Source organism: Mycolicibacterium chlorophenolicum, assembly GCF_001044235.1.
Classification (GTDB): domain Bacteria; phylum Actinomycetota; class Actinomycetes; order Mycobacteriales; family Mycobacteriaceae; genus Mycobacterium; species Mycobacterium chlorophenolicum.
This window is the reverse complement of the sequence record NZ_JYNL01000020.1, coordinates 661,408-678,479: the sequence shown is the minus strand read 5'-3', so window position 1 is coordinate 678,479 and position 17,072 is coordinate 661,408. Positions and strand designations below refer to the sequence as shown.

Annotated in this window: 15 protein-coding genes; 10 read left to right on the top strand and 5 right to left on the bottom strand. The window is 69.9% G+C overall.

Features of this window, described 5'->3' with window-relative positions; translation table 11 throughout:
- Positions 1-59 precede the first annotated feature (59 nt).
- On the top strand, positions 60-2,168 hold the full coding sequence (ligA, locus tag MCHLDSM_RS11360; protein ID WP_048470126.1) for an NAD-dependent DNA ligase LigA: 2,109 nt from the start codon (positions 60-62) through the stop codon (positions 2,166-2,168).
- On the opposite strand, the gene MCHLDSM_RS11355 is transcribed toward ligA, so the two are convergent.
- Positions 2,165-2,833, bottom strand: a complete 669-nt coding sequence (locus MCHLDSM_RS11355) for an ACT domain-containing protein (RefSeq protein ID WP_048470125.1) — start codon at positions 2,831-2,833, stop codon at positions 2,165-2,167. The genes ligA and MCHLDSM_RS11355 overlap by 4 nt on opposite strands.
- An 85-nt stretch (positions 2,834-2,918) precedes the next feature.
- Here MCHLDSM_RS11355 and gatC point away from each other — a divergent pair, with 85 nt between their 5' ends.
- The 5 genes from gatC (at position 2,919) to MCHLDSM_RS11330 (ending at position 8,763) form a co-directional block, all read left to right on the top strand.
- The gene (gatC, locus tag MCHLDSM_RS11350) at positions 2,919-3,218 is read left to right on the top strand and encodes an Asp-tRNA(Asn)/Glu-tRNA(Gln) amidotransferase subunit GatC (RefSeq protein WP_043414858.1); all 300 of its coding nucleotides are present in this window, start codon (positions 2,919-2,921) and stop codon (positions 3,216-3,218) included.
- Complete coding sequence (gatA, locus tag MCHLDSM_RS11345; RefSeq protein WP_048470124.1) at positions 3,215-4,717, top strand: Asp-tRNA(Asn)/Glu-tRNA(Gln) amidotransferase subunit GatA; 1,503 nt, start codon at positions 3,215-3,217, stop codon at positions 4,715-4,717. Before gatC ends, gatA begins: the two co-directional genes overlap by 4 nt.
- An 18-nt stretch (positions 4,718-4,735) precedes the next feature.
- The gene (locus MCHLDSM_RS11340) at positions 4,736-5,767 is read left to right on the top strand and encodes an ATP-dependent 6-phosphofructokinase (protein ID WP_048470296.1); all 1,032 of its coding nucleotides are present in this window, start codon (positions 4,736-4,738) and stop codon (positions 5,765-5,767) included.
- A gap of 121 nt (positions 5,768-5,888) precedes the next feature.
- Entirely contained in the window at positions 5,889-7,391 is a 1,503-nt protein-coding gene (gatB, locus tag MCHLDSM_RS11335; RefSeq protein WP_048470123.1) for an Asp-tRNA(Asn)/Glu-tRNA(Gln) amidotransferase subunit GatB, read from the top strand.
- 7 nt (positions 7,392-7,398) lie between these two features.
- Positions 7,399-8,763 carry a sensor histidine kinase gene (locus MCHLDSM_RS11330; RefSeq protein ID WP_048470122.1) on the top strand — a complete coding sequence of 455 codons (1,365 nt, stop codon included), beginning with the start codon at positions 7,399-7,401 and terminating at the stop codon, positions 8,761-8,763.
- 1 nt (position 8,764) lies between these two features.
- Here MCHLDSM_RS11330 and MCHLDSM_RS11325 read toward each other — a convergent pair whose 3' ends face one another.
- Positions 8,765-9,886, bottom strand: a complete 1,122-nt coding sequence (locus MCHLDSM_RS11325; RefSeq protein WP_048470121.1) for a PQQ-dependent sugar dehydrogenase — start codon at positions 9,884-9,886, stop codon at positions 8,765-8,767.
- A gap of 136 nt (positions 9,887-10,022) precedes the next feature.
- On the opposite strand from MCHLDSM_RS11325, the gene MCHLDSM_RS11320 reads away from it, so the two are divergent.
- Positions 10,023-10,853: a DoxX family protein gene (locus MCHLDSM_RS11320; protein ID WP_231508227.1), complete on the top strand. Its 831-nt coding sequence runs from the start codon at positions 10,023-10,025 to the stop codon at positions 10,851-10,853.
- A 3-nt stretch (positions 10,854-10,856) separates the two neighbouring features.
- On the opposite strand, the gene MCHLDSM_RS11315 is transcribed toward MCHLDSM_RS11320, so the two are convergent.
- Positions 10,857-11,252 (bottom strand): PH domain-containing protein, encoded by a 396-nt coding sequence (locus MCHLDSM_RS11315; RefSeq protein ID WP_048470120.1) that lies wholly within the window; start codon positions 11,250-11,252, stop codon positions 10,857-10,859.
- Between the two features lie 274 nt (positions 11,253-11,526).
- On the opposite strand from MCHLDSM_RS11315, the gene MCHLDSM_RS11310 reads away from it, so the two are divergent.
- The 3 genes from MCHLDSM_RS11310 to ilvC are packed head-to-tail and all read left to right on the top strand — an operon-like array spanning position 11,527 to position 14,926.
- Positions 11,527-13,377, top strand: a complete 1,851-nt coding sequence (locus MCHLDSM_RS11310; RefSeq protein ID WP_048470119.1) for an acetolactate synthase large subunit — start codon at positions 11,527-11,529, stop codon at positions 13,375-13,377.
- Complete coding sequence (gene ilvN, locus MCHLDSM_RS11305; protein ID WP_048470118.1) at positions 13,377-13,877, top strand: acetolactate synthase small subunit; 501 nt, start codon at positions 13,377-13,379, stop codon at positions 13,875-13,877. The genes MCHLDSM_RS11310 and ilvN overlap by 1 nt, the downstream gene beginning before the upstream one ends.
- 47 nt (positions 13,878-13,924) lie before the next feature.
- A complete protein-coding gene (gene ilvC / locus MCHLDSM_RS11300; protein ID WP_174545894.1) occupies positions 13,925-14,926 on the top strand; it encodes a ketol-acid reductoisomerase in 1,002 nt (333 codons plus the stop codon).
- A gap of 61 nt (positions 14,927-14,987) precedes the next feature.
- On the opposite strand, the gene wrbA is transcribed toward ilvC, so the two are convergent.
- The gene (gene wrbA / locus MCHLDSM_RS11295) at positions 14,988-15,584 is read right to left on the bottom strand and encodes an NAD(P)H:quinone oxidoreductase (protein WP_048470116.1); all 597 of its coding nucleotides are present in this window, start codon (positions 15,582-15,584) and stop codon (positions 14,988-14,990) included.
- A 32-nt stretch (positions 15,585-15,616) separates the two neighbouring features.
- Complete coding sequence (locus MCHLDSM_RS11290; RefSeq protein ID WP_201780373.1) at positions 15,617-17,047, bottom strand: phytoene desaturase family protein; 1,431 nt, start codon at positions 17,045-17,047, stop codon at positions 15,617-15,619.
- Positions 17,048-17,072 lie beyond the last annotated feature (25 nt).

Genomic DNA, 17,072 nt, shown 5'->3' with positions numbered 1-17,072 from the left:
CAGTCGGTCGGACCGGTCTTCCGGATCGTCGTGTCGGTGCGCTTCGATAACCTGCCAGGGTGAGTCCCGAGGCGAGCCCCGACGCGGAGGCACTACTGGCCGAGCAGGCCGGCGACGGCCTGGATGCCGACCTGCGCCGCAGCTGGCAGGAACTCGCCGACGAGGTGCGTGAGCATCAGTTCCGCTACTACGTGCGCGACGCCCCGGTGATCTCCGACGCGGAGTTCGACACGCTGCTGCGCCGGCTGCAGACACTCGAGGACGAGCACCCCGAGTTGCGCACACCCGACTCGCCGACGCAGCTGGTGGGCGGCGCCGGGTTCGCCACCGATTTCACGCCGGCCGAGCACCTCGAGCGAATGCTCAGCCTGGACAACGTCTTCGACCCCGAGGAGTTGGGCGCCTGGGCCGCGCGCATCGCGGGCGAGATCGGCCCGGACGCCGAGTATCTGTGTGAACTGAAGATCGACGGCGTGGCGCTGGCGCTGGTGTACCGCGACGGACGGCTGGTCCGCGCCGCCACCCGCGGTGACGGCCGCACCGGCGAGGACGTCACGCTGAACGCCCGCACCATCGAGGACGTGCCCGAAAAGCTGAGCGGCACAGAGGAATTCCCGCTGCCCTCGGTGCTCGAGGTGCGCGGCGAGGTGTTCTTCCGGTTGGCCGATTTCGAGGAGCTCAACGCGGGTCTGGTCGCCGAGGGAAAGCCTCCGTTCGCCAATCCCCGGAACAGTGCCGCCGGGTCGCTGCGACAGAAGAACCCGGCGGTGACCGCGCGGCGCCGGTTGCGGATGATCTGCCACGGGCTCGGCCATGCCGAGGGCTTCGCGCCGGCCAGCCTGCACGACGCCTACCGGGCGCTCGGGGCATGGGGGCTGCCGGTGTCGAACCACACCGCCAAGGTCACGGGCCTCGGTGCGGTGACCGAACGCATCGCGTACTGGGGTGAGCACCGACACGACGTCGAGCACGAGATCGACGGTGTGGTGGTCAAGGTCGACGAGATGGCGCTGCAGCGGCGGCTCGGCGCGACATCGCGCGCGCCGCGGTGGGCGGTCGCCTACAAGTACCCGCCCGAGGAGGCCACCACCACGCTGCTCGACATCCGGGTCAACGTGGGCCGGACCGGGCGGGTGACGCCGTTCGCCTACATGGAGCCGGTCAAGGTCGCGGGCTCCACGGTGGGTCTGGCGACGCTGCACAACGCCTCGGAGGTCAAACGCAAAGGTGTGCTGATCGGCGACACCGTGGTGATCCGCAAGGCCGGCGACGTCATCCCCGAGGTGCTCGGCCCGGTGGTCGACCTGCGGGACGGCAGCGAGCGCGAGTTCGTGATGCCGACGCACTGCCCGGAGTGCGGCACCGAACTGGCGCCGGCCAAGGAGGGTGACGCCGACATCCGCTGCCCCAATTCGCGCACCTGCCCGGCGCAGCTGCGAGAGCGGGTGTTCCACGTCGCGGGCCGCGGGGCGTTCGACATCGAGGGGCTGGGCTACGAGGCGGCGATCGCGCTGCTACAGGCCGGCGTCATCACCGACGAGGGCGACCTGTTCACGCTCACCGCCGACGATCTGCTGCGCACCGACCTCTTCACCACGCAGAAGGGCGAGGTGTCGGCCAACGGCAAGCGGCTGCTGGCCAACCTCGGCAAGGCCAAGGCGCAACCGCTGTGGCGGGTGCTCGTCGCGCTGTCCATCCGCCACGTCGGCCCGACGGCGGCGCGCGCCCTGGCCACCGAGTTCGGCAGCCTGGAGGCCATCATGGCGGCCTCCGAGGAACAGCTCGCCGCCACCGAAGGCGTCGGCCCGACGATCGCGGCCGCGGTCACCGACTGGTTCACCGTCGACTGGCACCGCGCGATCGTCGACAAGTGGCGGGCGGCCGGGGTCCGGATGGCCGACGAACGCGACGCCAGCATCGAACGCACGCTGGAGGGCATGTCGATCGTCGTCACCGGGTCGCTGACCGGGTTCAGCCGCGACGACGCGAAGGAGGCGATCATCGCGCGCGGCGGCAAGGCGGCCAGCTCGGTGTCGAAGAAGACCGCGTACGTGGTCGCCGGTGACGCGCCGGGCTCCAAGTACGACAAGGCGATCGAACTCGGCGTCCCGGTGCTCGACGAGGACGGGTTCCGCCGTCTGCTCGAGGGCGGCCCCGACGCGGTCTAGCGCAGGATCGTCGCGATGATGCCGGCCAGGTAGCCCAGCCGCGCGACCTCGCTCGGGCGGAAGTCGGGTCCGCCGGGCCGGCCGAGCACCACCGCGGTGCGGGTGTCGCCCAGGGGGGCGGCCGCCAGGGTGGTGTCCATGTCCCGCCACACCGCGGGCACCCAGTCGGCGCGGGCGTCGAGCGCCTCGGCGTGCTCGATCGGCAGCCACGGCGTCTCGGCGGCCTGCGTCTCGGGCGCGCCGGAACTGCCGACCAGCCGCTGCGGGCCCGCATCGGTCAGCCGGGCCACCACACACCACCCGACGCGCAGCACCTTCGGTGCCTCGTCGACGAGGACCTGCAGCCGCCGCTGTTTCCCGTCGGCGGCGGCGACGTGATCGATCAACTCGAGTTCTCGGTGCGCCTCGAGCAGCCCGGTGTGCGGCCGGATGCTGTCGACGTAGACGCCCTTCAGCTTCTCGGCGGCGGTGATCAGCATGTCGGGCATCGCGCCCGGCGGAAGCTCCACGACCAGGTCGTCGACGGCGTAGCCCGCGGCGCGCTCGACCACGTCGAGGGACAGGATGTCGGCGCCCACCGAGCCGAGCGCCACCGCCAGGGAGCCCAGGCTGCCGGGCCTGTCCTCCAGCTGGACGCGCAGCAGATACGACGGCACGCGCAACACTGTGTCACGGGGGACGGGGAGGCGGCGACTCGGGCGGAATCGGCGGCTCGGGGGAACTCGATGGCTTGAACTAGGCTTCGTGGTCGTGTCCCAGATCTCCCGAGACGAGGTTGCGCACCTCGCGCGGCTGGCCCGCCTCGCCCTGACCGACGGCGAACTCGACAGTTTCGCCGGCCAGCTCGACGCCATCCTCGGCCACGTCAGCCAGATCCAGGCCGTCGACGTCACCGGCGTCGCGGCCACCGACAACCCGCTGAAGAGTGTCAACGTGTTCCGTCCCGACGAGCCGCAGCCGTGCCTCACCCAGGACGAGGCGCTGGCGCAGGCGCCCAACGCCGTCGACGGCCGCTTCGCGGTCCCGCGGATCCTGGGGGAGCCCGAATGAGCGAGACGGAACTGGTCAGGCTCGACGCCGCGACGCTGGGCGAGAAGATCGCGGCCGGCGAGGTGTCCTCGACCGAGGTGACCCAGGCCTGCCTGGACCAGATCGCCGCCACCGACGGCGACTACCACGCGTTCCTGCACGTCGCGGGGGAGCAGGCCCTGGCGGCCGCGGCCGATGTCGACAAGGCCATTCACAAGGCCAAAGCCGACGGTGAACCCCTGGCTTCGCCGCTGGCCGGCGTCCCGCTGGCGCTCAAGGACGTGTTCACCGCGACCGACATGCCGACCACCTGCGGGTCGAAGATCCTTGAGGGCTGGACGTCGCCGTACGACGCCACGGTGACGGCACGGCTGCGCGCGGCCGGTATCCCGATCCTGGGCAAGACCAACATGGACGAGTTCGCGATGGGCTCGTCGACGGAGAACTCCGCCTATGGACCCACCCGCAACCCGTGGGACACCGAGCGGGTGCCGGGCGGATCCGGCGGTGGCAGCGCGGCCGCGCTGGCCGCATTCCAGGCGCCGCTGGCGATCGGCTCCGACACCGGTGGGTCGATTCGGCAGCCGGCCGCGCTGACGGCCACCGTCGGCGTCAAGCCCACCTACGGCACGGTGTCGCGGTACGGGCTGATCGCGTGCGCGTCCTCACTCGACCAGGGTGGCCCCTGCGCCCGCACGGTCCTGGACACCGCGCTGCTGCACGAGGTCATCGCGGGGCACGACCCACGCGACTCGACATCGGTCGACGCCCCTGTCCCCGACGTCGTCGCCGCGGCCCGCGCCGGCGCGGCCGGTGACCTCACCGGGGTGCGGATCGGCGTGGTCAAGCAGCTGCGCAGCGGCGAGGGCTATCAGCCCGGCGTACTGGCGTCGTTCACCGCCGCCGTCGATCAGCTGAGCGCGCTGGGCGCCGAGATCAGCGAGGTGGACTGCCCGCACTTCGACTACGCGCTGCCCGCCTACTACCTGATCCTGCCGTCGGAGGTGTCGTCGAACCTGGCGAAGTTCGACGGCATGCGCTACGGCGTGCGCGTCGGTGACGACGGCAGCCACAGCGCCGAGGAGGTGATGGCGATGACGCGGGCCGCGGGGTTCGGCCCAGAGGTCAAGCGCCGGATCATGATCGGTGCGTATGCGCTGTCGGCCGGCTATTACGACGCGTATTACAACCAGGCGCAGAAGGTGCGCACCTTGATCGCCCGCGACCTCGAGGAGGCCTACCGCAGCGTCGACGTGCTCGTCTCGCCGGCCACCCCGTCGACCGCGTTCCGGCTCGGCGAGAAGGTCGACGATCCGCTGGCGATGTACCTGTTCGACCTGTGCACGCTGCCGCTGAATCTGGCCGGGCACTGCGGGATGTCGGTGCCGTCGGGTCTGTCGGCCGACGACAATCTGCCGGTGGGACTGCAGATCATGGCGCCGGCGCTGGCCGATGACCGGCTCTATCGGGTGGGGGCCGCCTATGAAGTTGCCCGAGGTCCTCTGCCAACTGCGCTGTGAAAGGGGAGGATGGTCACCATGCGCATCGGAGTACTGACCGGCGGTGGTGACTGCCCTGGCCTGAACGCGGTGATCAGAGCGGTGGTGCGCACGTGCGACGTGCGGTACGGCTCGTCGGTGGTCGGTTTCCAGGACGGCTGGCGGGGCCTGCTCGAGGATCGGCGCATCCAGCTCAAGAACGACGACCGCAACGACCGCCTGCTCGCCAAGGGCGGCACCATGCTGGGCACCGCGCGGGTGAACCCCGACAAGCTGCGGGCCGGGTTGGACCAGATCAAGCAGACGCTCGAGGACAACGGCATCGACGTGCTGATCCCGATCGGCGGAGAGGGCACGCTGACCGCGGCGCACTGGCTGTCGGAGGAGAACGTGCCGGTGGTCGGGGTGCCGAAGACCATCGACAACGACATCGACTGCACCGACGTCACTTTCGGGCATGACACCGCGTTGCATGTGGCCACCGACGCCATCGACCGGCTGCACAGCACGGCCGAGTCGCATCAGCGGGTGATGCTCGTCGAGGTGATGGGCAGGCACGCGGGCTGGATCGCGCTGAACGCCGGGCTCGCCTCCGGTGCGCACATGACGTTGATCCCCGAGCAGCCCTTCGACGTCGAAGAGGTGTGCCGGCTCGTCAAACAGCGCTTCGTGCGCGGGGATTCGCATTTCATCTGTGTGGTCGCCGAGGGTGCGAAGCCCGCCGAGGGGTCGATGTCGCTGAAGAAGGGCGGCACCGACGAGTTCGGTCACGAGCGATTCACCGGCGTCGCCCAGCAGCTCGCCGTCGAGGTCGAGAAGCGGATCAACAAGGAGGTCCGGGTCACCGTGCTCGGCCACGTGCAGCGCGGCGGCACCCCGACGCCGTACGACCGGGTGCTGGCCACCCGGTTCGGCGTGAATGCCGCCGACGCGGCGCATGCCGGCGAATACGGGATGATGGTGTCGCTGCGCGGGCAGGACATCGGCCGCGTGCCTTTGGCCGACGCGGTCCGCCAGCTCAAGCTGGTGCCGCAGAGCCGCTACGACGACGCCGCGGAGTTCTTCGGCTGAGTTTTCCCGGCGAGATGGGCCCACGCGTCAGCTGGGGAACGCAAACTCGTGTGAATCGCCGCGAAAGCATGCGAGTTCGTGTCTGCTCGCGAGGAAAAAGTGACCCACTAGGATCAGTGCCATGTCTGTCGACACCGCCGAGCTGCTGGACTACGACCAGGTGATCGCCGCCTACGAGCCGGTCCTGGGCCTCGAGGTGCACGTCGAACTGTCGACGCAGACCAAGATGTTCTGCGGATGCGCCAACCGGTTCGGCGGCGAACCCAACACGCAGGTGTGCCCGGTCTGCCTGGGGTTGCCCGGCTCGCTGCCGGTGCTCAATCAGACCGCGGTCGAGTCCGCGATCCGCATCGGGCTGGCGCTCAACTGCGACATCGCACCGTGGGGCCGGTTCGCCCGGAAGAACTACTTCTACCCGGACCAGCCGAAGAACTACCAGATCTCCCAGTACGACGAGCCGATCGCGATCAACGGCCACCTCGACGTCCCCCTTGACGACGGCACCACGTGGCGAATCGAGATCGAGCGCGCGCACATGGAGGAGGACACCGGCAAGCTGACCCACCTGGGAAGTGACACCGGTCGCATCGCGGGGGCGACGACGTCGCTCGCCGACTACAACCGCTCCGGCGTCCCGCTGATCGAGATCGTCACCAAACCGATCGAGGGCGCCGGGGCGCGCGCCCCCGAGATCGCCCGGGCGTACGTGACCGCGCTGCGAGACCTGTTGCGCGCGTTGGACGTCTCGGACGTGCGGATGGACCAGGGTTCGATGCGGTGCGATTCGAACGTCTCCCTCAAGCCCGTCGGGCAGGCCGAATTCGGCACGCGCACCGAGACCAAGAACGTCAACTCGCTCAAGAGCGTGGAAGTCGCGGTCCGCTACGAGATGCGCAGGCAGGCCGCGGTTCTCGAGTCCGGCGGCGTCGTGCACCAGGAGACCCGGCACTTCCACGAGGACGGCTACACCTCACCGGGGCGCAGCAAGGAGACCGCGCAGGACTACCGCTACTTTCCCGAACCGGACCTCGAACCCGTCGCGCCCAGCGCCGACCTCGTCGAGCGGTTGCGCGCCACCATCCCGGAACTTCCGTGGTTGTCCCGCAATCGGATTCAGCAGGAGTGGGGCATCTCCGATGAGGTGATGCGCGACCTGGTCAACATCGGCGCGCTCGATCTGATCGCGGCCACCGTCGACCACGGCGCGTCCAGTGACGCCGCGCGCGCCTGGTGGGGCAACTTCCTGGTGCAGAAGGCGAACGAAGCGGGCGTCGAGCTGGCCGACCTGTCCATCACACCGGCCCAGGTGGCCGCGGTGGTCAAGCTCGTCGACGACGGCAAGCTGTCGAACAAGCTGGCCCGTCAGGTCGTCGAGGGGGTGCTCGCCGGGGAGGGTGAGCCCGACGAGGTGATGACGGCCCGCGGGCTCGCGGTGGTGCGCGACGACTCGCTGATCCAGGCCGCCGTCGACGAAGCGCTGGCCGCCAACCCCGACATCACCGAGAAGATCCGCGGCGGCAAGGTCCAGGCCGCCGGTGCGATCGTCGGTGCGGTGATGAAGGCGACCAAGGGTCAGGCGGACGCTGCGCGCGTGCGTGAACTGGTCATGGCCGCCTGCAGTTGACGCGTTCATGAAGCGCGCCCAGGACCTGGTTCTGCGCCTGCTGTCGCACCCGCTGCGGCTGTTGTCGCTGCGCTCGATCGTGATCCTGGCCCAAGTCGGCGTCATCATCCTGGTGCTGACGCTCGGGGTCTGGGTGTGGGTCGGCGTCACCAACGACCAGTACGACCAGTTGGACCGCCGCCTGGACTCGCTGTCCAGCCTGGGCGATGTGAACACACTGCTGCGCAGCGCGCAGGAGGGGATCGGCCCCGAACCCGCCGAGGGCGGACTGGTGCGCACGGCGCGCATCGGCACCGTCGCGGTGTCCATCCCCGCCGACATCGTGCTGCCCGAACTGCCCAGCGGCTACGCCGACGCGACCATCGGCGGTGTCGAGTACCGCGTCCGGACGATCACGACCGGCACCGCGTCGATCGCGCTCGGCGCGCCGCTGGCCGACACCCAGGCCCGCATCGACTCCCTGCACTGGCGGGTGTTCTGGATCTGCGCCGGGGTGATCGTCACGACGCTGCTCGTCGGCTGGGTGATCGCCCTGATCATGGTCAACCCGTTCCGGCTGCTGGCCCAGCAGGCGCGTGCGATCAACGCCCAGTCCAACCCCGACGAGGTGCAGGTGCGCGGCGTGTGGGAGGCCGTGGAGATCTCCGAGGCGGTGGAGGGCATGCTCGCCCGCATCGGCGACGAGCAGCAGCGCACCCGGGCGGCGCTCGAATCGGCGCGGGACTTCGCCGCCGTCGCCTCCCATGAGCTGCGGACGCCGCTGACCGCGATGCGCACCAACCTCGAGGTGCTGATGACGCTGGATCTGGGTCCCGAACAGCGCGCCGAGGTCATCGGCGACGTGATGCGCACCCAATCCCGGATCGAGGCGACGCTGGCCGCTCTCGAGCGGCTGGCGCAGGGCGAACTGACCACGGTGGCCGATTTCGTGCCGCTCGACGTGGCCGAGTTGCTCGACCGCGCCGCTCACGACGCCATGCACAACTACCCCGGTCTGGAGGTGTCGCTGGCCTCGTCGACGACCGTGCTGATGCTGGGGATGCCGGCGGGCCTGCGCCTGGTCATCGACAACGCCATCGCCAACGCGGTCAAGCACGGCGGTGCGACGCGGGTGCAGCTCAGCGTGATCAGCTCGGCCGATGGGGTGGAGATCGCCGTCGACGACAACGGCACCGGGGTGCCGGCCGAGGAACGCGAGGCGGTGTTCCAGCGCTTCCACCGCGGCTCCACCGCATCGCGGTCGGGCTCCGGCCTGGGCCTGGCGCTGGTCGCCCAGCAGGCCGAGATCCACGGCGGCACAGCGGCTCTGGAGGTCAGCCCGCTGGGCGGCACCCGGCTGATCCTGCGCCTGCCCGGCTCGGGGCCGAGCTAGATCAGGTCTTCTCGTCGTTGGCCCGCGGGAAGCCGCCGCCCTGCGGGAACAGCGGGAACACCACGTCGTCGAGTTTCTCGGCGTCCCCGGAGGTCTTGTTCACCGTCGCACCCCAGATGTTGCCGTCGGGGGCGACCTGCAGCGCCCAGGCGTGGCCGTGCTGGTCCTGACGGACCACCTCCGGCTCCCCGGTGACCGCGCCGGTGTCGGGCGCCATCCGCACCGCCACGGTCTGCTTGGTGTTGACGAGGTTGACCAGCACGGTGCCGTCGAGCGCCGCGCAGCCGGCCACCCCGGGTCGGTCCGGCCACGTCCACACCGTCGACACCTTCGAGTCCTTGGTGATGCGCTGCAACCGGTCGGCGGTCGGCGTCCGGTCGGTGACGTAGAGCGACTCGTCGGACGGATCGATGCACATGCCGCCACCGGGTCCCAGGCCCGACAGCGCCGTGGTCGTCGGTGCCTGGTTGACCGTCGTGGGCTGCTCGATGCGCAGCAGCTTGCCCGCCATAGACCCAGGGTCGGCGGCCAGGGCCGGATCGCCCGCGTCACCGGTCTGCACCATCAGCGTGGTCGGACTGGTGAAGACCAGCGCGCCGGTGTTGCCCGTGGCGCCCTTGGGGATGCCGGTCAGGATCGGCTTGGGGACGTCGCCGTCGGCGATCCGGATCACCCGGTTGTCGCTCGGGGTACTGACGTAGGCGTACATCAGCCGGTCCTGCGCGTAGGTCGGGGACAGCACGATGTCCATCAGGCCGCCGTCACCGCTGCCGTCGACCGGGAGCGTCAACTTGACGAACGGTTCGGCCTTGGTGGCGACCTGCTTGACCACGCCGGTGACCCGCTCGGCCACCAGCGCGGACTGGCTGTCGGGCAGCATGATCAGCCCGCTGGTGCTGTCCAGGCAGCCCTGCATCACGCCGGGTGCCGGGCACTGCTTGGGGAACGGCTGGGCCGGCAGCGGAGGTGGCGGCGGCGGCGTGGACGTCGGCCCCGGCGCCATCTGCGGTTCGGTCGTGAACGGCTGCGACTGCGCCGAATCGAACCGCGCACAGCCGGCGCTGCCGAGCGTCGCCGCGCACAGCAGGACCGCGGCTGCCCGCAACGACCGGCGCTGACTCATGCGAGCCAGATTACGGATCGTTTCGGAGTGCTCGCCACGCGTCCCGGCCCGACCTGCCCCGAAGCGGCAAAACACATGGTCGGGCGCGCCGCGCCAATTCCCGGCGACGGCCGCAGCTGCACTTACCCTGGCAGTCGTGACGAGTCCCCATGACCCACGACCCTGGCAGCGGCCCGACGAATCGGCCGGCCGGCCCGCGTCGGCGCGGCTGGTGGACCCCGAGGACGACCTGCCGTCGGCGCAGTACGGCGGCGACTTCGAGACGACGGCGATCCCGCGCTACGACTCGGCCAAGCCGGCCGACCAGCAGCCGTTCGCCCTGTTGAACGACGCAGAGCCGCTGCCGTACGTGCAGCCCGGCACCGGCCTGGCGCCCGGCTCGTACGGGTCGACCGCGGCGCCCACCGAGGTCGGTGTGCTCGACGAGCACCGGGAGCGGGACCGCAGAGGCACCCAGGACCTGGGCCTGCTGGTCCTGAGGGTCGCGGTGGGGCTGCTGCTGGTCGCGCACGGCCTGCAGAAGATGTTCGGCATCTGGGGCGGATCGGGGCTCGGCGGGTTCCGGGACTACCTGGCCGGCGTCGGGTTCCAGTACGCCGACATCCTGAGCTACGTGGCCGCCGGCGGGCAGATCGTGGCGGGGGTGCTGCTGGTGCTGGGGCTGTTCACCCCGGTGGCGGCGGCCGGCGCGCTGGCCTACCTGATCAACGCGGTGCTGGCCGAGGCCATCGACGCGCACAACGAGGCGCGGCTGTCGGCCTTCCTGACCGACGGCCACGAGTACGAGGTCATCCTGGTGGCCGTCGTGGCGGCGATCATCCTGATCGGCCCCGGGCGCTACGGCCTGGACGCCGGCCGTGGCTGGGCCCGGCGGCCGTTCCTCGGGTCCTTCGCCGCGCTGGTCCTCGGCGTCGGGGCGGGCGTCGCGATCTGGGTGCTGCTCAACGGCGCCAACCCGCTGTCCTGAGCGTCACTCGTACGGATTGGGCACCCGGCCGCCGCTGGCGGCCGTCAGCACCGGAAGCGTCGCGAACGTGACGGCCGGCAGCGACACCTCGGTGCCGTCGCCGCGCCGAGCCTGAGCCCACGCCTTGCGGCCGAACCGCAGCCCGGCGATGTCCTCCCAGCGCAGCGTCTGACTGCCCAGCAGCGTGCGCGCGGTGACGGTGTCGCGGTCGGCGACGGTGCGGTACCGCGCGATCGCCACCGACAGCAGCACCGGGATCACCAGCAGCGCGACGAACCACACCGGCCCGGCGAACACCACCGACAGCAGGGCGAGCGTCAGCAGGACCACGGCGAGATGTGCCATGGGGGAGATCCGGATCACGACCGGGGCGGGAGACGACGCGGCGGAGGAACCCATGGCTCCATCATCCCACCGCTGTGACCGGGGACTTGGGCGCCGACGGCGAATTTGACCGCAGTCCAGTTCGGGGGCTACCGTCATCTGCTATGCAGACCCCGGGCTCGCTCGTAGTAATTGGGTTGCGCGTTGATGCCGCGCTAGCCCTGGTCCGGGCATAGCACCACCGCATCGACGCGCAACCCTCGTACAGCCGCCCGGCTGACGGGGGTTTTTTGTTGCCCCAGCACCGATTTGAGAAGATCTACCAGAGTCGACAGGACAAGAGGACACCGTGAGCGCACCCACCAAGCGACCACCTGAGCAGTCGGCGACCCCGGCGAACGGGAGTCAGACCGCCACCCCGGCCGCCCCGCAGCCGAAAACGGTTGCCCCGCACCAGCTCACCGGCGCACAAGCCGTCATCCGCTCGCTCGAGGAACTCGACGTCGACGTGATCTTCGGCATCCCCGGCGGCGCCGTGCTGCCGGTCTACGATCCGCTGTTCGACTCGGTGAAGCTGCGCCACGTCCTGGTCCGGCACGAGCAGGGCGGTGGCCACGCCGCCAGCGGCTACGCGCACGCCACCGGACGGGTCGGTGTCTGCATGGCGACCTCGGGTCCGGGCGCGACCAACCTGGTGACCCCGCTGGCCGACGCCTACATGGACTCGATCCCGGTGGTCGCGATCACCGGTCAGGTCGGGCGCGGGCTGATCGGCACCGACGCGTTCCAGGAAGCCGACATCTCCGGCATCACGATGCCGATCACCAAGCACAACTTCCTGGTCCGCAACGGCGACGACATCGCCCGCGTCATCGCCGAGGCGTTCCACATCGCCTCCAGCGGACGCCCCGGGCCGGTGCTGGTCGACATCCCCAAGGACGTGCTGCAGGGCCAGTGCACCTTCAGCTGGCCGCCGAAGTTCGAACTGCCCGGCTACAAGCCGAACACCAAGCCGCACAACCGGCAGATCCGCGAGGCGGCGAAGCTGATCACGGCCGCCCGCAAGCCGGTGCTCTACGTCGGTGGCGGTGTGATCCGCGGTGAGGCGTCCGAGCAGCTGCTGGATCTCGCCGAGCTGACCGGCATCCCGGTGGTCACCACGCTGATGGCACGGGGCGCCTTCCCCGACAGCCACCCGCAGAATCTCGGCATGCCCGGCATGCACGGCACCGTGGCCGCGGTGGCCGCACTGCAGCGCAGCGATCTGCTGATCGCGCTCGGCACCCGGTTCGACGACCGGGTGACCGGCAAGCTGGATTCCTTCGCGCCCGACGCCAAGGTGATCCACGCCGACATCGACCCCGCCGAGATCGGCAAGAACCGGCACGCCGACGTGCCGATCGTGGGCGACGTCAAGGCGGTGATCACCGACCTGATCGAGGCCTTGCGCCGCGACGGCGGGCTCGGCACGACCACCCTCGACACCTGGTGGGAGTACCTGCGGGGCCTCCAGTCGACCTACCCGCTGAGCTACGGCCCGCAGAGCGACGGCAGCCTCTCACCGGAGTACGTCATCGAGACCCTCGGCAAGATCGCCGGCTCGGACGCGATCTACGTCGCGGGCGTGGGTCAGCACCAGATGTGGGCCGCGCAGTTCATCAAGTACGAGAAGCCCAAGACCTGGCTCAACTCCGGGGGTCTCGGCACGATGGGCTATGCGGTGCCCGCGGCGATGGGCGCGAAGATGGGCTGCCCCGACACCGAGGTGTGGGCCATCGACGGCGACGGCTGCTTCCAGATGACCAACCAGGAACTGGCCACCTGTGCGATCGAGGGCGTGCCGATCAAGGTCGCGCTGATCAACAACGGCAACCTGGGCATGGTCCGGCAGTGGCAGACGCTGTTCTACGAAGAGCGCTACAGCCAGACCGATCTGGCCACGCACACCCGACGCATCCCGGACTTCGTCAAGCTGTCCGAGGCGCTGGGGTGTGTCGGATTGCGCTGTGAGCGTGCCGAAGACGTCGCCGAGGTGATCGATCAGGCGCGCGCGATCAACGACCGCCCGGTCGTCATCGAGTTCGTGGTCGGGGCCGACGCCCAGGTCTGGCCGATGGTGGCCGCGGGCACCAGCAACGACGAGATCCAGCACGCCCGCGGCATCCGTCCGCTGTTCGACAACGAAGAGGGACACGCCTGATGAGCACCATCCATACCCTGTCGGTGCTCGTCGAGGACAAGCCCGGCGTCCTGGCCCGCGTGGCCTCGCTGTTCTCGCGGCGCGGCTACAACATCTGCTCGCTGGCCGTCGGCGCGACCGAGCAGAAGGACCTGTCCCGGATGACGATCGTGGTCGACGTCGAGGACTCGCCGCTCGAGCAGATCACCAAGCAGCTCAACAAGCTCGTGAACGTGATCAAGATCGTCGAGCAGGACGACGACAACGCCGTGTCGCGCGAGATCGCCCTGATCAAGGTGCGCGCTGACGCGACGACCCGCGGTCAGGTCATCGAGGCCGTGAACCTGTTCCGCGCCAAGGTCGTCGACGTGTCGAACGAGTCGCTGACCGTCGAGGCCACCGGAACCCCGGGCAAGCTCGAGGCGCTGCTGCGCGTGCTGGAGCCCTACGGGATCCGTGAGATCGTCCAGTCCGGTGTGGTGTCGCTGTCGCGTGGCCCCCGCGGAATCGGCACCAAGTAAAACCGTCACCAACAGTAGAAAGAAGATTCACGACAATGGCAGTTGAGATGTTCTATGACGACGACGCGGACCTGTCGATCATCCAGGGCCGCAAGGTCGGCGTCATCGGCTACGGCAGCCAGGGGCATGCGCACTCGTTGAGCCTGCGCGACTCCGGCGTTCAGGTGAAGGTGGGCCTCAAGGAGGGCTCCAAGTCGCGCGAGAAGGTCACCGAGCAGGGCCTCGACGTCGACACCCCCGCCGAGGTCGCCAAGTGGGCCGACGTGATCATGCTGCTGGCGCCCGACACCGCGCAGGCCGAGATCTTCACCAATGACATCGAGCCCAATCTCGAGGACGGCAACGCGCTGTTCTTCGGCCACGGCCTCAACATCCACTTCGGTCTGATCAAGCCGCCGGCCAGCGTGACCATCGGCATGGTGGCGCCCAAGGGCCCCGGACACCTGGTGCGCCGGCAGTTCGTCGACGGCAAGGGCGTGCCCTGCCTGGTCGCGGTCGAGCAGGACCCCAAGGGTGAGGGCCTGGCCCTGGCCCTGTCCTACGCCAAGGCGATCGGCGGTGCCCGCGCCGGCGTCATCAAGACCACGTTCAAGGACGAGACCGAGACCGACCTGTTCGGTGAGCAGGCCGTGTTGTGCGGCGGCACCGAGGAACTCGTCAAGACCGGCTTCGAGGTCATGGTCGAGGCCGGCTACGCCCCCGAGCTCGCGTACTTCGAGGTGCTGCACGAGCTCAAGCTGATCGTCGACCTGATGTACGAGGGCGGTATCGCCCGGATGAACTACTCGGTGTCCGACACCGCGGAGTTCGGCGGCTACCTGTCCGGGCCGCGGGTGATCGACGCCGACACCAAGAAGCGGATGAAGGACATCCTGGCCGACATCCAGGACGGCACCTTCGTCAAGCGGCTCGTGGCCAACGTCGAGGGAGGCAACAAGGAGCTCGAGCAGCTGCGCAAGGAGAACGCCGAGCACCCCATCGAGGTCACCGGCAAGAAGCTGCGCGACCTGATGAGCTGGGTGGACCGGCCGATCACCGAAACGGCCTGATCCCTTGTGATTTCGGCGTGGTCAGTCGCGGATAGCGCGACCGGCCACGCCGAAATCGCTCTCAGGACAGGCGGTCGGCGACGCCGACGACGCGGCGGGCCAGGTGGTCGAGCGCGTCCAGCGTCGCGTCCTCGAGCTCGTTGCGATTCTCCGGGCCGGTGACATGGCCGACGCCGTAGGGGTTCCCGTCGGCGAACTTCACCCCGTCGGTGTAACCCGGCGGCACGATGATCCCGCCGAAGTGCATCAGCGTGATGTACAGCGTGATCAGCGTGGTCTCCTGTCCGCCGTGGGCGGTCTGCGACGACGTGAACCCCGCGTACACCTTGTCGGCGAGCTTGCCCTGGGCCCACAGCCCGCCCAGCGAATCGATGAACGCGCGAAACTGCGACGCGGTGTTGCCGAACCGGGTGGGCGAGCCGAAGATCACCGCGTCGGCCCACACGATGTCGTCCCCGGTGGCGGCCGGAAGATCTTTGGTGGCTTCGTAATTGGCCGACCACGCGGAGTTGCCCGCGAACGACTCGGGGTCGCGGGTCTCGGCGATGTGGCGCAACCGCACGTCGGCGCCTGCCGACTCCGCGGTGGCGGCGACACGGTTCGCCATCGCGGTGCCGTGGCCGGTGGCCGAGTAATAGATCACTGCGAGCTTCGTCATACCGGGCAGCCTACGGATCCGCGCGGCAGAAGCTACGGCGAAAGGCGCGGCATGGTGGTGATGCCGAATTCGCGCCGCAGCACCGTGCGCGCCGCGTAGTAGCCCGACATGCCGTGCACCCCGGTGCCCGGCGGCGTGGCCGACGAGCACAGGTACGCCCTCGGGATCGGCGTCGTCCACGGGTTCAGCCGCCACGTGGGGCCGATCATGGCGGCGAACAGCGTCGCCCCGCCGACGATGATGTCGCCGCCGACGTAGTTCGCGTTGTGGTCGGCCATCCGGGCGGCGGGCACGCACCGGGCGGCCAGCACCAGATCCCGGAATCCCGGCGCGGCACGTTCGAACTGGGCGGTCACGGTCTCGGTGAGGTCGGCCGGTGAGTTGGCCGGGACGTGGGAGTAGGTCCACAGCGGTCGACGGCCCTGCTCGTCGATGCGCGAGGGGTCGGCCAGGTGCGGCAGGGCGGCCAACGTCATCGGCCACGCGGCGTGCCGGCCCGCGGCGATCTCCCGCTCGGCGAGCGCCATCTGCGCGCGCGTCCCGCCCATGTGCACCGTCGGCGCCCGGCCGACCCGCGGATCACGCCACGGGATGTCACCGGAGAGGACGAAGTCGACCTTGCACACCCCGGGGCCGAACCTGTACCGCTGCAACGCCTTCGCGTACCGCGACGGCACCCGGTCGCCGTAGATGTCGAGCAGCGCGGTCGGCGCGGTGTCCCAGATGACCACACCGTCGGGCGGGGTGGTGACGGGTTCGCCGAGCACCAGTTCGCCGCCGTGGGCCCGCACGTCGGCGAGCAGCGCGTCGGCGATCGTCTGGGTGCCACCCACCGGCACCGGCCAGCCGGCGGTGTGGGCCACGGTGCCGAGCATCAAGCCGGCGCCGCTGTTGACGGGGGAGGGCATGCGCGAAATGGCGTGCACGCCAACACCGGTGAACAGGGCCTGGGCATCGTCGCCGCGCAGCAGACCCCACGCCGGGCTGCCCATCGCGAGGACCCGCAGACCGGTGCGGACGGTGGTGACGAGATCGGGAGGGAGCGAGCGCTTGTCGCCGAGGAAGAAGCCGAGCACCCCGTCGACGTGGTCGGTGAGCGGACCGAACAGCCGCCGCCACGACGAACCGTCCTCCAATTCGTCGCACGTGCGGTCCAGCGAGCGGTAGGCGACCGCCGCCGCGCGGTCCGGCAGCGGATTGGCGTAGGACACCTCCGGGGTGACCAGTTCGACACCGCGGGCGGCGAGGTCGAACTCGGCGAAGAACGGGGAGACCATCCCCAGCGGGTGCACCGCAGAGCAGACGTCGTGCAGCACGCCGGGATAGTCGGGGTCGGCCTGGCTGCGCGCGCCGCCGCCGAACGTCGACTGGGCTTCGATGACCCGCACGGACAGCCCGGCGCGCGCACAGATCACGGCGGCCGCCAAGCCGTTGGGGCCGCTTCCGACGACGGTGACGTCCACCCCGCCATTAGAGCCCATTACGCTG

Coding starts and splice junctions, on each gene's coding strand:
- gatA (WP_048470124.1), top strand. CDS start 3,215: ATGAGCGAGACGGAACTGGTCAGGCTCGACGCCGCGACGCTGGGCGAG.
- MCHLDSM_RS11340 (WP_048470296.1), top strand. CDS start 4,736: ATGCGCATCGGAGTACTGACCGGCGGTGGTGACTGCCCTGGCCTGAAC.
- gatB (WP_048470123.1), top strand. CDS start 5,889: ATGTCTGTCGACACCGCCGAGCTGCTGGACTACGACCAGGTGATCGCC.
- MCHLDSM_RS11330 (WP_048470122.1), top strand. CDS start 7,399: ATGAAGCGCGCCCAGGACCTGGTTCTGCGCCTGCTGTCGCACCCGCTG.
- MCHLDSM_RS11325 (WP_048470121.1), bottom strand. CDS start 9,886: ATGAGTCAGCGCCGGTCGTTGCGGGCAGCCGCGGTCCTGCTGTGCGCG.
- MCHLDSM_RS11315 (WP_048470120.1), bottom strand. CDS start 11,252: ATGGGTTCCTCCGCCGCGTCGTCTCCCGCCCCGGTCGTGATCCGGATC.
- ilvN (WP_048470118.1), top strand. CDS start 13,377: ATGAGCACCATCCATACCCTGTCGGTGCTCGTCGAGGACAAGCCCGGC.
- ilvC (WP_174545894.1), top strand. CDS start 13,925: ATGTTCTATGACGACGACGCGGACCTGTCGATCATCCAGGGCCGCAAG.
- wrbA (WP_048470116.1), bottom strand. CDS start 15,584: ATGACGAAGCTCGCAGTGATCTATTACTCGGCCACCGGCCACGGCACC.